This window comes from Streptomyces sp. NPDC025638 (assembly GCF_055558775.1).
Genome location: NZ_JBVHLX010000028.1, coordinates 57804 through 72243 on the forward strand (window position 1 = coordinate 57804; position 14440 = coordinate 72243).

Below are 14440 nucleotides of genomic sequence, written 5' to 3' on the forward strand. Positions count from 1 at the left end.
TCACCCCGGCCAGACGATCGCCTGCACCTCGCTGTACGCGTGCAGGGCGTACACGCCCACGTCCCGGCCCACCCCGCTCTTCTTGAAGCCCCCGAACGGTGCCTCCATGTTGCGGCCGACGGTGTTGACGCCGACCCCGCCGGCCCGCAGCCGCCGGGCCACCCGGAAGGCCCTGGCCACATCACCCGACCAGACGTAGTCGATCAGGCCGTAGTCGGAGTCGTTGGCGAGGGCCACGCCCTCGTCCTCCTCGTCGAAGGGGATCACCGACACCACCGGGCCGAAGATCTCCTCCCGGGCCACCCGCATGTCGTTCGTGCAGTCGGCGAGGAGGGTGGGAGAGACGTAGAAGCCTCGGTCGAGGGCAGGGCGTTCGCCGCCCGTCACCACCGTCGCGCCCTCCTTGCGGGCCAGTTCGACGTACGACTCCACCCGGTCGCGGTGTTCCGCCGAGATCACCGGGCCCACCACCGTGTCCGGCTCCCTCGGATCGCCGACCTTCAATCGGGCCGCGTAAGCCGCGAGTTGCCCGACCAGACGGTCGTACACGCCCCGCTGCGCCAGCACCCGTGTCGGCGCCGTGCAGATCTGGCCGCTGTAGAAGGAGAACGTCGTCCCGATCCCCGCCACCGCCGACCCGATGTCCGCGTCGTCGAAGACGACCGCCGCCCCCTTTCCGCCCAGCTCCATCAGCTGCCGCTTCATCTGCCGCCCGCACACCTCGGCGATGCGCTGCCCCACCGCAGTGGAGCCGGTGAAGCTCACCATGTCGACGTCGGGGGACGCCACGGCCTCCTCGCCGACCTCCACCGCCCGGCCGGAGACCACGTTCACCACCCCGGGCGGGACCCCAGCCGCCTCCAGCGCCTCCGCCATCCGGTAGACGGACAGCGGGTCCTGCGGTGCCGGCTTCACCACCACCGTGTTGCCCATGGCCAGCGCCGGGGCGACCTTTCCGGCCGGATTCGCCCACGGGTTGTTGTAGGACGTGACGCAGGTGACGACGCCGACGGGCTGGCGTATCGCGAGCGCGCCCATCACACCCGCCTTCCCCGCCCCCACTGCCTTAAGGGCGTGGGAGGTACCCCCACCCGCCTCGTTGATCTGCGGCGGGATCGCCCACTCGGCGGGTTCGACCCGCGCGTACCGGCGGAAGCGGGCCGCCGCCACCCCCACCTGCATCCCGCGCGCCGTCCCGGTCGTGGCACCGGTCTCCGCCTGGGCCAGATCCGCGTACGGGAGCAGCTGTCCGCGGATGATGTCCGCGGCCCGCCCGAGCACGGCCGCCCGCTCCTCCGGGGCCGTCCGGGACCACGGGCCGAAGGCCTCGCGGGCCGCGGCGCAGGCCGCGCGCACCTGCTGCCGCGAGGCCTCAGGCGCCAGGCCGACGGTCTCCTCGGTCGCCGGGTCGGTCACCAGGTGGTGACCCGCGTCCGGCTCCACCCAGGCGCCGCCGATGAACAGCCGCTGCCCTTCGGACGGGGAACTCACCGGGTGCTCACCGTCCTCGTGTCCCGCCCGGAACGCAGCACCTTCCCCGGTACGGCCCCGCTCACCACGTCGTCCCGGATCGCCTCGATGCCGTTGACCCACACGGCCTGCACCCCGATCGCCCGGGAGTCCAGCCGCGGACTGTCACCCGGCAGGTCGTGCACCAGGGTGGCCTGGCCCGCGTCGATCCGCTCCGGGTCGAACAGCACCAGATCCGCATGCCAGCCCTCCCGGATCCGGCCGCGCTCGCGCAGCCCGAACAGCCGCGCGGGGTCGTCCGTCAGCATCTTCACCGCCTGCTCCAGGCCCAGCAGTTGCCGGCCGCGCAGACAGTCACCGATGAAGCGGGTGGTGTACGGCGCTCCGCACATGCGGTCCAGATGCGCGCCCGCGTCCGAGCCGCCGAGCATGACGTCCTCGTGCCGCCAGGTCTCCGCCCTGAGCGCCCAGGAGTCCGGGTCGTTGTCGGTGGGCATGGGCCACAGGACCGTACGGAGCTCGTCGGCGGCGCAGATCTCGACCAGGCAGTGGAAGGGTTCCTGGCCCCGCTCCGCCGCGATGTCGCGGACCACCCGGCCGGTCAGCCCGGCGTTCGCCTCGCTGTACGTGTCGCCGATGACGTACCGCCCGAAGTTCGCCAGCCGCCGGAAGACGCCCGCCTCCTTCGACCGGGCGCGCCGGAGCAACTCCGCCCGCACGTCCGGGTCACGGAGCTGCGCGATCCGCTCGGGGACGGGGAGGCCGAGGATCGGGCCCCACCCGGGGATGAGGTTGAGCGCGCAGAACGTGCCGAGCGACATGTTCATCGGCGTGAGGATCGGCATGGTGAGGGCGACGATCCGCCCGCCCGCCTTCCGCGCCCGCTCACTCGCCGTCAGCTGCCTGGGCACCCGCTCCGGGACCGCCGCGTCGACCGTGAGGACGTTCCAGTTCAGGGGGCGTCCGGCGGCCGCGCTCATCTCCACGAACAGATCGATCTCGTCGTCGCTGAACTGGTCCAGGCAGCCCGCGACGATCGCCTCGATCTGCGTGCCCTCGTGCTCTCCGACGGCCTTCGACAGGGCCAGCAGCTCGGCGGGCAGCGCGTGCCGGGAGGCGACGGGCTGCCCGTCCCCGTCGGAGTGCGTGCTGGACTGGGTGGTGGAGAAGCCCCAGGCGCCGGCGTCCATGGCCTCGTGCAACAGCCGTACGATCTCGGCGAGTTGCTCCTCGCTGGGCTGTCCGCCGACCGCGTCCGGCCCCATCACGTAGCGGCGCAGGGCACAGTGCCCGACCATGAACCCGGCGTTGACGGCGATCCGCCCTTCGAGCGCGTCCAGATACTCCCCGAAGGAGGTCCAGTCCCAGGGCGCCCCTTCCTCCAGCGCGACGAGGGACATCCCCTCCACCTTGGACATCATGCGGCGGGTGTAGTCGGCGTCCTCGGGCCGGTCCGGGTTGAGGGGCGCGAGGGTGAACCCGCAGTTCCCGGCCGCGACCGTGGTCACCCCGTGGTTCAGGGACGGGGTCGCGTACGGGTCCCAGAAGAGCTGGGCGTCGTAGTGGGTGTGCGGGTCGACGAAGCCGGGGGCGAGGACGAGTCCGGTGGCGTCCTCGCCGGTCCGGGACTCCTCGGTGACGGTTCCGACGACGGCGATACGACCGTCACGGATGCCGACGTCGGCGGTGAAGGCGGGCGCGCCCGTCCCGTCGACGACGGTCGCGCCCTTGATGATGTGATCAAGCATGGGGGCTCCTTTCTCGGCTCCGGCGCGACGCCCAACCTGAAGGGGCGCGGGGAACTGCGCGACCAGCCACAACGCACCCGCACCCGCCGACGGCGATCACGCCCCAGCCCGGAACCGCGTAGTCCGATGCACAGGATCCGTGTCGATCTTCGGAATCACGTGCTCCCCGATCAGCCGAATCGTCTGCAGCGTCTCCTCCTTCGGCACCCCCACCGGCAGCCCGAAGCTCAGCTGATCGGCCCCGGCCTGCTCCCACCGCTTGCACTGCCGCAGCACCTCGTCCGGATCACCGCAGATCAGCAGCTCCTCCTCGACCAGCAGTTCCACGAACTCCGGTGTGTACTCGGGAAGGGTCTCCGGCCAGACCGGGAAGCCCTCGGGCCGCGGGAACGTGTCGTGGTACCGGAACACCAGCGAGGGCAGATAGTGCAGCCCCCCGGACGCCGCGATCCGGATCGCCTCGTCGTGCGTCGGCGCGCAGATCGCCGTGGTCGTCACCATGACGTTGTCGTTCACGAAGTCCCCGACGGGCTCCGCGTTCACGATGGCGGTCTTGTACTGCTCCAGCACCCACTCCATGTCGGAGACCTTCTGGATGCTGAAGCCGAGCACGCCGAGCCCCTTTCGCGCGGCCATGGCGTACGACGGCGGCGAGCCGGCCGCGTACCACATCGCCGGATGCGACTTGCCGTACGGCTTGGGCAGGACCTTCCTGGGCGGCAGCTGCCAGTGCTTGCCCTGGAAGCCGGCGTACTCGTCCTGGAGCCACATCTTGGGGAACTCGGCGATGGTCTCTTCCCAGATCTCCTTGGTGTAGTTCATGTCGGTCACGCCCGGCAGGAAGCCGAGGATCTCGTGGCTGCCCGCGCCCCGCCCGCTGCCGAACTCGAAGCGGTTGCCGGAGAGGTGGTCGAGCATGGCGACCTTCTCGGCCACCTTCACCGGGTGGTTGACCTGGGCGAGCGGGTTGAAGATTCCCGAGCCGAGGTGGATGCGCTCGGTGGCGTGGGCCAGGTAGCCGAGGAAGACGTCGTTGGCGGACAGGTGCGAGTACTCGTCCAGGAAGTGGTGCTCGGACGCCCAGGCGTACTTGAAGCCGGACTTGTCCGCCTGGATGACGTACTCGGTCTCCTCCATCAGTGCCTTGTGCTCGGCCAGCGGGTCGGTCTCGGCGCGCTTGCCCACGTATCCCTGTACAAAGAGCCCGAATTCCAAGGCGGTTCACCGTCCCTGTTGTTCTTCGCCTGTTTCTGACGCTTACCTGTTTCTGACGCCTCGTCAGATTCAACCAGCGCCCCGACTGTGGCACCACGGGGTTGCACCGTCAATAGCTGACGATTAGTCAGATCACGCTCACGCCGGCCAGCCATCCGCCGTCGATCACGAACGGCTGCCCGGTGATGTACGAGGAGTCGTCCGAGGTGAGGAAGAGGGCCAGCCGGGCCACCTCCTCCGGCCTGCCGATCCGGCCGAGCGGCACGAGCTTGCGGTACAGCTCGTCCAGGGCGCGGGTCATCTCCTCGGGATCGGCGTCCGGGTCGAGCCGGGCCGGGTTGGACATCGCGGTGTCGATGGCGCCCGGGCAGATGGCGTTGACCCGGATCCGGCGGCCGGCCAGCTCCAGGGCGGCGACCCGGGTGAGCCCCAGGACGGCGTGCTTGGTCGCCGCGTACGTGCCCACGGCCGCCATCCCGGTGAGCGCGGTGTACGAGGCGGTGTTGACGATCGTGCCCCCGTCGGTCATCTCGGGCGCCACGGTCTTCATACCGAGGAAGCAGCCGACCTGGTTGACCTGTATGACCTGCATGAACTCCTCAAGGGGCGTGTCCACGAGGGAGTTGAAGCGCAGGATGCCGGCGTTGTTGACGAGCCCGTCGACCCGGCCGTACGCCTTCTTGGCGGCCGTGAGGGCGCTCCGCCAGTCGGCCTCCTCGCCCACGTCGAGGTGGACGTACAGCGCGCCGAGTTCCTTGGCGAGCTCCTCGCCCCGGTCGTCCAGCACATCGGTCAGGACGACTCTCGCGCCCTCCCCGGCGAACAGCCGCGCCTCCTGCTCGCCCTGTCCGCGCGCCGCTCCCGTGACGATCACGACGCGTCCGTCCAGCTTGCCCATGTCCACTCCTCAGCCTGGGTCGAGCCCGGGGGCGACCTCGGCCCCGAAGGCGGTCATCTGGTCGGTGAGCTCCGCGCGGCTGCGACAGCGGAAGCGCACCTGGATCTGGTCCACGCCCATGGCCCGGTAGGCGCGCAGCGACTCGGCGAGGGCGTCGGGGGCGCCGGTAAGGGTGCGGCGCCCGACGTCCCAGGCGGGCGTGCCGACGTACAGGGGCTCGGTGATGGCTCCGACGGTCAGGGGCGACTCGACGCCTGCTTCCGCCCGTATGCGCTTCAGCTCGGCGATCTGGGCGGGCAGCCGGTCCCGCGGATCCCCCTGCGGCAGCCAGCCGTCGCCCTTGAGCGCGGCCCGGCGTACGGCGGCGGGCGAGGACCCGCCGACCCACACGGGGACCTGGGTCTGGGCGGGCCGGGGAAGCTGCCCGAGCCCTTCGAAGTCGTACAGCTTCCCGTGGTGCTCGGGGAACTCGTCCGGGCCCAGCGCGGCCCTCAGCGCGTCGATCGTCTCGTCCAGCACGGCCCCGCGCTGCCGGAAGTCCACCCCGAGCGCCGTGAACTCCTCCTCCACGTGCCCGGCGCCGACCCCGAGGATCAGGCGGCCGCTCGCGAGGTGGTCGAGGGTGGCGTACTGCTTGGCGGTGAGGAGCGGATGCCGCAGGCCCACGATGGCGACATGGCTGAGCAGCCGCACCCGCTCGGTGACGGCGGCGAGGTGGGCGAGGGTGGCGACGGGGTCGTACCAGACCGTGCTCATGGCCGCGGCCAGCCGCCGGGGGATGGCGACGTGGTCGCAGCAGGCGATGTAGTCGAACCCGGCGCGGTCGGCGGTCCGCGCGAGCTCCACCAGGTCGGCCGGGCCCGCGCCGGCCTCCCAGCCCTCGGCGTAGATCGTGCTCTGGGACTGGACGGGCAGCTGGATGCCGTAGGCGAGGCTCACGCGGACCCCTTCCAGAGTCCGTCGCGCGTGAGTCCCAGCAGCTCGATGGCGTTCCCGCGGACGATCCGCTCGACGACGTCGGCCGGGAGGTGGCCCATCTGGGCCTCGCCGACCTCCCTGGACTTCGGCCAGGTGGAGTCGGAGTGGGGGTAGTCGGTCTCGTACAGCACATTGCCGACGCCGATGGAGTCGAGGTTGCGCAGCCCGAAGGCGTCGTCGAAGAAACAGCCGTAGACGTGCTCGGCGAACAGCTCGGAGGGCGGCCGGGTGACCTTGTCGGCGACCCCGCCCCAGCCCCGGTTCTCCTCCCACACCACGTCGGCGCGCTCCAGGATGTACGGGATCCAGCCGATCTGCCCTTCCGCGTACATGACCTTGAGGTTCGGGAAGCGCTCGAACTTCCCGCTCATCAGCCAGTCGACCATCGAGAAGCAGCAGTTGGCGAAGGTGATGGTGGAGCCGACGGCGGGCGGGGCGTCGGCGGAGGTGGAGGGCATACGGCTGCTGGAGCCGATGTGCATGGCGACGACCGTGCCGGTCTCGTCACAGGCCGCGAGGAAGGGGTCCCAGTCGTCGGTGTGGACGGAGGGGAGCCCGAGGTGCGGGGGTATCTCGGAGAAGGCGACGGCGCGGACGCCACGGGCGGCGTTGCGGCGGATCTCCGCGGCCGCCAGCTCGGCGTCCCACAGGGGTATGAGGCCGAGCGGTATCAGCCGCCCGCGCGCCTCGGGCCCGCACCACTCCTCCACCATCCAGTCGTTGTAGGCGCGCACGCACAGCAGGGCGAGCTCGCGGTCCTTGGCCTCGGTGAAGGTCTGGCCGCAGAAGCGGGGGAAGGTCGGGAAGCAGAGGGCGGACTGGACATGATTGACGTCCATGTCGGCGAGCCGCTGCGGAACGTCGTACGACCCGGCCCGCATCTGCTCGTACGTGATCACCTCCAGCTTGATCTCGTCCCTGCTGTAGCCGACGGCGGTGTCGAGGCGGGTGAGGGGCCGGTGCAGATCCTCGTAGACCCACCAGTCGCCGATGGGCCCGTCATCCCCCTGCTTTCCCATCACGGGCTTGAACCGCCCGCCGAGGAAGGACATGTCCTTGAGCGGGGCGCGGACGATACGCGGCCCGGTGTCCCGGTACCTGGCCGGCAGCCGGTCCTGCCAGACGTTCGCGGGCTCAACGGTGTGGTCGTCGACGGAGATGATCTCCGGCAGTTCTGTCCGGGTGTCCATGGCGCTCACGGTAGCGCCGATCTGACGGTCCGTCAGCTATCGTGCGGGCGTCCGTGATGGTGAGGTGTGTGCCGAACTGTGCGGAGAGCTTGTGAGGGGCTTGTGGACTCCCGTGAGCCGGGCTGTGATCGGCGTCTCGCACGGCTGACGCATCCGCCATGAACAAGGCAAACTGACGGAGTGGTTCGGGATGTCTAGGGGGACGGGCATGGACGGTGTACCGCGGGTACCGGAGCAGCGGCGCCCCGGCTCCTTGGAGGAGCCGGCCGCGCTGCGCTTCAGCGTGCTCGGTCCGGTGCGCGCCTGGCGCGGCGAGGAGCCGCTCAACACCGGCTCCCCCCAGCAGCGGGCGCTGCTCGCCGCCCTGTTGCTGCGCGAGGGCAGGACGGCGACCGCGGCCGAGCTGATCGACGCCCTGTGGGGCGCCGAGCCGCCCTCGCAGGCGCTGGCGGCGGTGCGGACGTACGCCTCGCGGCTGCGCAAGGTGCTGGACCTCGGGGTCCTGGTCAGTGAGTCCGGCGGCTACGCGGTCCGCGGCCTGGGCGAGGGCGCGCTGGACCTGGCGGCGGCCCAGGACCTGGCGGCGGACGCGGAGAAGGCGCGCAGCGCGGGGGATCTGTGCCATGCGCGGCATGTGCTGAACCAGGCGCTGGGGCTATGGGACGGCGAGCCCCTGGCAGGCGTACCCGGCCCGTACGCGGACACCCAGCGCGTCCGCCTGGAGGAGTGGCGGCTGCAACTCCTCGAATCCCGCCTGGACATGGACCTGGAGCAGGGCTGCCACGCGGAGGCGGTGTCGGAGCTGACGGCACTGTCGGCGGCGCACCCGCTCCGCGAGCGCCTGCGCGAGCTGCTGATGCTGGCGCTGTACCGCAGCGGCCGCCAGGCGGAGGCGCTGGCGGTCTACGCGGACACCAGGCGCCTCCTGTCGGAGGAACTGGGCGTCGACCCGCGCCCCGGCCTGAAAGAACTCCAGCAGCGGATCCTCCAGGCGGACCCGGCGCTCGCGGAACCCTCCGCTCCGGTCGCCGAGCCCGCGGCGGTCCCGGTGCGGCCCGCGCAACTCCCCGCGACCGTCCCCGACTTCACGGGCCGCTCCTCCTTCGTCTCCGAGCTGAGCGAGGTGCTGGCGTCGGCCGAGGGCCGGGTGATGGCCGTATCGGCGCTGGCCGGGATCGGGGGCGTGGGCAAGACGACGCTGGCGGTGCACGTGGCGCACCAGGCACGGGCGGCGTTCCCGGACGGACAGCTGTACGTGGACCTACAGGGCGCGGGCCCACGGGCGGCGGAGCCGGAGACGGTACTCGGCTCCTTCCTACGCGCACTGGGCACCCCGGACTCCTCCATCCCCGACTCGCTGGAGGAGCGGGCGGCGCTGTACCGCTCGGTGCTGGACGGCCGCCGGGTCCTGGTCCTCCTCGACAACGCGAAGGACGCGGCACAGGTACGACCACTGCTGCCGGGCACCGAGGGCTGCGCGGCACTGGTGACGTCGCGGGTGCGGATGGTGGATCTGGCGGGCGCGCATCTAGTGGACCTGGACGTAATGTCACCGGACGAGGCGCTTTCCCTGTTCACGAAGATCGTGGGCGAGGAGAGGGTGGCGAGCGAGCGCGAGGCGGCCCTGGACGTGGTGGCGGCGTGCGGCTTCCTGCCGCTGGCGATCCGCATCGCGGCCTCCCGCCTGGCGGCCCGCCGCACCTGGACGGTCTCGGTCCTGGCGGCCAAGCTCGCGGACGAACGGCGCCGACTGGACGAACTCCAGGCGGGCGACCTGGCGGTCAAGGCAACGTTCGAGCTGGGCTACGGCCAGTTGGAGCCGTCCCAGTCCCGCGCGTTCCGCCTGCTGGGCCTGGCCGACGGCCCGGACATGTCCCTGGCGGCGGCTGCGGCGGTCCTGGACCTTCCGGTGGAGGAGACGGAGGACCTTCTGGAGGCCCTGGTCGACACCTCACTGCTGGAATCGGCGGCGCCCGGCCGATACCGCTTCCATGATCTGGTCCGGCTCTACGCGCGTGCCTGCGCGGAACGGGACGAGCAGCCGCCGAGCGAGCGGGACGCGGCGATGTCGCGGTTGCTGGACTTCTATCTGGCGACGGCGGCGGGGGTTTACGCGATCGAGCGGCCGGGGGATCGCCTGGTGGACAGCCTGGAACCCACGGAGTTCCCGGGACTGCGCTTCAGCGAGGGCACGGCGGCTCTGGACTGGCTGTACAGCGAGGCGGCACCGCTGCTGGCGTGTGTACGGCAGTCGGCGGGCACCGAGCGGCTCCGGCGAGGCGTGGATCTGCTGTGGGCGGCAAAGGATCTGACCGAGTCGGGGGCCAACTCGCATCAGTACGAGACGACGGCCCAAGCGATGTGCGAGGCGACCCGGGCGGCGGGGGATGCGCGGGCCGAGGGCCGGGCGCGAACTGTCCTCACGGACGTCCTCCTGGTCTCCGGCCGGATTCAACAGGCCGAGGCCGAGGCGCGCGTCGCAATGGAGCTGGCGACAACGGAGCGGGATGCGACAGCCGCGAGTTGGGTGGCCAACAACCGGGGCATCATCTGCCTGCACCAAGGGCGTTTCGCGGACGGCAGGGTCCTGTTCGGCCAAGCCATCCAGGGTTTCCGTGAGGCCGGGAACCGTGGCAGCGAAGCATCTGCCCTCTCCAACCTGTCCCGAGCCCATCTGGGTGTCGGGAACATCGCGGAGGCGGTCGAGATCGCCAAGAAGGGACTCGCGGTGTACGTGGAGTTGGGCCGGACGATGCGCCTCGCCAACGGGCACTTCGCCGTGGGCGTTGCTCTGACCAAGGCGGGACGCCACCGCGAGGCACTCGGTCAGTTCTCCGAAGCCCTGGCCATCTTCGGCGATCACAGGCAGCGGCTCTGGCAGGGCGCGACCAACTTCCGCATTGCCGAAGTGCACATGGCCGCACACCGCCCGACGGAAGCTGCCCAACACGCCGAACAGGCCCTCGCCCTGGGGTGCATCGGTGGCGACCGGATGCGCGGCAACGTTCTGACCCTCCTGGGGCGTGCCCTCTCGACGCTGGGGCAGATGGACCGGGCGAAGGTGTGCTGGCACGAGGCTCTCAACCTCTATGAGCAGAACTGTGCCAGTGAGGCCAACGAGGTAAGGGCCCTGCTCAACTCGACCGCGGCCGCATAGAGGAGAGGGCCTCCCGCCGGCGGGTTGCGGACGTTCAGCATTCGTTTATCGCTCCCTGGCACGCTCATACCCATCAGACCATCGCGTCGGGGGGCAGATGGTCCGACCCGGAGCCCGACCGGTTAATGTGCGGCTCCGAACGCCCGTCCGGCAGCCCTCGGGGGAGCTTCCGGGCGGGCGTTTCTGACTCGTCACCACAACAGAGGACGCAAGCACATGAGCGACAAGAAGAAGGACGCGGCCGCCACTCCGCTGGACAACCACATGCCCAGCGAGCCCGCGGCGGACGAGACCGTCACCACGCTCGACAACCACATGCCGACCGAGCCCGCCGCAGACACGATCAAGACGATGGACAACCACATGCCGGCGCCGCCCGCCCTGGACCTGAACGGCAAGTAAGCCTCACCCCAAGGGGGATCGGCCGCGGCGGTGCGGAGGGGAGGCCGCCGCGGCCGAGGTGTGTCCAGGGGCAGGACCCAGCCGCTCCAAGGCGGGTCGGCCCACAGGACTCACCACTCACTCGGCTTCCGCCAGCTCGCACCACACGGTCTTGCCCACCGCCCCCTGTTCCACTCCCCACCGCACCGTCACCGCATCCAGCAAGGTCAGTCCGCGTCCCGTCTCATCGTCAGGCGTGGCCGGCAGGGAGACGGGAAGGGCTCGCCCGGCCGGGTCCGAGACCTCGACGCGAATGCGGTCGCCGTCCGTACGGGCCACCCGTACACGGACGAGGGTGCCCTCCCCCACATGCCGGATGACATTGCTGACGAGCTCGGTGACGCAGAGCTGGACGCCGGAACAGGGGGCGCCGAGATACCGGCGTACGGTACGACGCAGACCCGGCACCGCCTCGGGTACGGCGAGGAGATCCAGGTCCAGAGGCGGCGGACTCGGCACCCGGCCGTCACCCCGCGACAACGCCGCGGTGAGCTTGCGCGCGGTCGCGGTGTTGCAGCTGCCGAGCGCGACCAGGCCCGCGGATGCCTGAGGCGTCGCCGCGAAGCTCGGCAGGTCCACTCGGAGCGAGGGCAGCTTGATGCCGTGGGCGGCGAGGGCGTCGCGCAGTCCCTCCACGCAGAGGGTCGTGTCGTAGACACCGGAACCAGGGGAGGACGGCTGTGGGGGCACGGTCGCTTACACCTTCCAGTGCGTTCTGTGACGGATCAGTCACACCATGACGTCGAGCCGCGTAGCGTTGAAGCCGTTTCGGCTGCGCAAACGCATCTGGCAAACGGCGGTGATGAGTTGTGCCCCCACGCAAAGACCCCGACGCCTCGGCGAACGTCCCCTCCTTCTACGGCGCCGAGTTGCGCTACCAACGGGAGCTGGCCGGCCTCACGCTCGAACAGCTGGCGGAGGGAAGCTTCCGAGGCGTCCCTTTCCTGAGCCAGATCGAGCGGGGCGAGCGGCGCATGCCCCTGGATCTGGCCCGGCACGTCGACAAGGTGCTGGGGACGGACGGCTTTTTCGAGCGACGCTGCGAAGATGCCCGCAGGGCACGGCAGTCGGGGCATGCGGAGTACTTCGCGGATGTGGCGGAGATGGAGCAGCATGCGGAGTCCATTGAGGACTGGGCGCCGATGCTCGTGCCTGGCTTGCTGCAAACCCAGGCCTACGCCAAGGCTGTCGTTCGCACATCGCTCCCATGGTTGCCGCCCGAGACGGTCGACAAGCAGGTCCAGGCAAGGTTGAAGCGCGCGGAGATCTGGAAACACGAAGAGCAGCCGTCGTTCTGGGCGGTCCTGCATGAGTCCCTCGTCCGCAAGCCACTCCTGCCGTCGACCGAGATGGCCGTACAACTGGAGCACATGGCTCACGTGATCCGCTCCACGCAAGGCGTTCTGCAGATCCTCCCGGAATCGGCGCACGCCCACCCGTTCATGATGGGCATGATGAGGGTCATGACCTTCCCGGATGCCCCACCGGTGGCCTACACCGAGGGCCTCCACAATGGCCAACTCATCGACTATCCAGCGCTCGTGAAGGACTACCGCAGGTCGTACGATCTGCTCAGGGCCGCGGCACTCGCGCCAGAGGTGTCCCTGGCCATGGTCGAACAAGCGGCAGAGGACTACCGAGATGGCAAGCACCGGGATTGACCTGAGCACCGCCCAGTGGCGCAAGAGCAGCTACAGCAACGGGAGCGGCGGCGAGTGCGTCGAAGTCTCGATCGCTCACCCCGGCATGGTGATCCCCGTCCGTGACTCGAAGCGAGCCCAGGACGGCCCCGTACTGCTCTTCCCCCCGTCCACCTGGACCACGTTCGTCGCCGCCCTGAAGGTCTGACGGCGCCTGGTTATCCACAGGACAAAGCGGCGGATCGCGGATTCTGCGATCTTGACCAGGTGGAGGGAAGGGACTTAAGGACGCTGGCGGTGAGGGGCATCCTCATCACCGCACGAGCCGTCGAGGCTGGCTGGCCCCGGCGGAGCCTCACGCGGGCGCTACGAGGTGAGGGCTGGACCCTGCTCCGGCTCGGCGCCTGGGTCGAGCCTGGACGGGACCTGGACCTCCTCACTCGGCTCCGGGCGACGCAACTCCTCGAACCCCGGCTGGTGGTGAGCCACCGTTCGGCGGCCGCCGTCTGGCGGATCGAGACCCTGACCGGTGGCAAGAGGGCACCCCTGGAGTTCATCGACCCAGGGCTCACTCTCCGGCGCCGGGACGGAGGCGTGCGCGTGCACCGTACGTCCCTTGCGGAGACGGAGGTGGTGGAGCGGCAGGGCCTGCGGGTCACCTCTCCCGGCCGTACCCTCATCGACCTGCTCCGGGACGGCCCCAGGGACGACGCGATCGTCGCCGTGGACTCCGCTCTCGCCCACCGCACAGTCGGACGCGTCCGCCGCGCCCCGTTCATGAGGCTCAACTCGATCGCCGCCGCGCTCGAAGTCCCTTCACGCGGTACGGTCAGGGCCCTCAAGTGGCTGGCGCTGTGCGACCCTCGCGCGGGTTCACCGGCCGAGACCATCGCCCGCCTGCGGATGTACGACGCCGGGCTCCGCCCCGAGAGCCAAGCCGAGCTACATACCCCGGACGGCCGCCGCTGCTTCGTCGACTTCTTCTTCCGGGCGGCCGGCCTCGCCGTGGAGATCGAGGGGTTCGCCTATCACGGCACCCGCGACTCCCACCGACGGGACATCGCCCGCTACAACCAACTCCACCAGTGCCCCGAGATCAGAAGACTCCTCCGCTACAGCGCCGAGGATGTCTTCCACCGGCCAGCACACATGATCGGGGAGATCCGGGGTGCCCTGGCGACGCTGGCTGCGCAGGACCAGCGGGACGCCATGGCCGGCCGGAGTTGAGCCGGTTCCGTGGGATTTCCGGCCAGGGAAGGCTTCTTAGGCCGGCGTCGATTTCAAGTGACCGTTGGGGCCGCCCGCTTCTTGTCAGTGTCGTGCTTCCACGCCCCGAGTAAAGGGCGCTCCGCTATCGCTACGCGTCGCCTTCGGCGATGGCCCTCCGGGCCACCCTTGACTAGGGGCGTTCCAGCACGGGTGAGAAGCGAGCGAGCGGCCCGGAAAGGCGGTGGCCGCTTGACGGGGTTCGCGATGGACGTCGGCTGCGGTCTGGGCCGGTGTTGACGGGTGCGCACTCGCACCTCGCCAGCACGCCGGGTGGGCTTAGCGGCAAGCGGCCAGTGGGGGTGGGGCGCAGGAGCGGGGTGGCGGCACGCCGGGCCGGTCTAGCGGCTTGCGGCCAGTGGGCGGTGGAGCGCGGGAGCCGGGTGGCGGCACGCCGGGTGGGCTTAGCGGCTTGCGGCCAGTGGGCGGTGGAGCGC

General features: G+C 70.4%; 12 protein-coding genes. 5 read left to right on the top strand and 7 right to left on the bottom strand.

The window, feature by feature from the left end; all coding sequences use genetic code 11:
• The 6 genes from ACZ4EG_RS42675 to ACZ4EG_RS42700 all read right to left on the bottom strand — a co-directional run bounded on the left by ACZ4EG_RS42675 (nucleotide 1) and on the right by ACZ4EG_RS42700 (nucleotide 7499).
• Nucleotides 1-1491 carry an aldehyde dehydrogenase family protein gene (locus ACZ4EG_RS42675; protein ID WP_467794464.1) on the bottom strand — a complete coding sequence of 497 codons (1491 nt, stop codon included), beginning with the start codon at nucleotides 1489-1491 and terminating at the stop codon, nucleotides 1-3.
• Nucleotides 1488-3218: an N-acyl-D-amino-acid deacylase family protein gene (locus ACZ4EG_RS42680; RefSeq protein ID WP_467794465.1), complete on the bottom strand. Its 1731-nt coding sequence runs from the start codon at nucleotides 3216-3218 to the stop codon at nucleotides 1488-1490. The genes ACZ4EG_RS42675 and ACZ4EG_RS42680 overlap by 4 nt, the downstream gene beginning before the upstream one ends.
• A 96-nt stretch (nucleotides 3219-3314) precedes the next feature.
• Entirely contained in the window at nucleotides 3315-4433 is a 1119-nt protein-coding gene (locus tag ACZ4EG_RS42685) for an LLM class flavin-dependent oxidoreductase (RefSeq protein ID WP_411577242.1), read from the bottom strand.
• Nucleotides 4434-4560: 127 nt separating this feature from the next.
• Nucleotides 4561-5331, bottom strand: coding sequence for an SDR family NAD(P)-dependent oxidoreductase (locus ACZ4EG_RS42690; protein ID WP_453554849.1), 771 nt, complete (start codon nucleotides 5329-5331; stop codon nucleotides 4561-4563).
• A gap of 9 nt (nucleotides 5332-5340) precedes the next feature.
• The gene (locus tag ACZ4EG_RS42695) at nucleotides 5341-6270 is read right to left on the bottom strand and encodes an LLM class F420-dependent oxidoreductase (RefSeq protein ID WP_467794466.1); all 930 of its coding nucleotides are present in this window, start codon (nucleotides 6268-6270) and stop codon (nucleotides 5341-5343) included.
• On the bottom strand, nucleotides 6267-7499 hold the full coding sequence (locus tag ACZ4EG_RS42700) for an amidohydrolase family protein (protein ID WP_453554845.1): 1233 nt from the start codon (nucleotides 7497-7499) through the stop codon (nucleotides 6267-6269). The genes ACZ4EG_RS42695 and ACZ4EG_RS42700 overlap by 4 nt, the downstream gene beginning before the upstream one ends.
• Nucleotides 7500-7707: 208 nt before the next feature.
• Between ACZ4EG_RS42700 and afsR the strand changes: the two genes are divergently transcribed.
• The gene (gene afsR / locus ACZ4EG_RS42705) at nucleotides 7708-10656 is read left to right on the top strand and encodes an SARP-family global regulator AfsR (protein ID WP_467794467.1); all 2949 of its coding nucleotides are present in this window, start codon (nucleotides 7708-7710) and stop codon (nucleotides 10654-10656) included.
• A 216-nt stretch (nucleotides 10657-10872) separates the two neighbouring features.
• Nucleotides 10873-11058 carry a regulatory protein AfsS gene (afsS, locus tag ACZ4EG_RS42710; protein WP_453554841.1) on the top strand — a complete coding sequence of 62 codons (186 nt, stop codon included), beginning with the start codon at nucleotides 10873-10875 and terminating at the stop codon, nucleotides 11056-11058.
• 117 nt (nucleotides 11059-11175) lie between these two features.
• Here the strand turns inward: afsS and ACZ4EG_RS42715 are convergent, their stop codons facing one another.
• A complete protein-coding gene (locus ACZ4EG_RS42715) occupies nucleotides 11176-11787 on the bottom strand; it encodes an ATP-binding protein (RefSeq protein ID WP_467794468.1) in 612 nt (203 codons plus the stop codon).
• A gap of 119 nt (nucleotides 11788-11906) precedes the next feature.
• On the opposite strand from ACZ4EG_RS42715, the gene ACZ4EG_RS42720 reads away from it, so the two are divergent.
• The 3 genes from ACZ4EG_RS42720 (at nucleotide 11907) to ACZ4EG_RS42730 (ending at nucleotide 13964) form a co-directional block, all read left to right on the top strand.
• The gene (locus tag ACZ4EG_RS42720; protein WP_467794469.1) at nucleotides 11907-12758 is read left to right on the top strand and encodes a helix-turn-helix domain-containing protein; all 852 of its coding nucleotides are present in this window, start codon (nucleotides 11907-11909) and stop codon (nucleotides 12756-12758) included.
• Complete coding sequence (locus ACZ4EG_RS42725; protein ID WP_467794470.1) at nucleotides 12739-12945, top strand: DUF397 domain-containing protein; 207 nt, start codon at nucleotides 12739-12741, stop codon at nucleotides 12943-12945. The genes ACZ4EG_RS42720 and ACZ4EG_RS42725 overlap by 20 nt, the downstream gene beginning before the upstream one ends.
• Before the next feature lie 89 nt (nucleotides 12946-13034).
• Nucleotides 13035-13964 (top strand): hypothetical protein, encoded by a 930-nt coding sequence (locus ACZ4EG_RS42730; protein ID WP_467794471.1) that lies wholly within the window; start codon nucleotides 13035-13037, stop codon nucleotides 13962-13964.
• The last annotated feature ends 476 nt before the right edge of the window (nucleotides 13965-14440 follow it).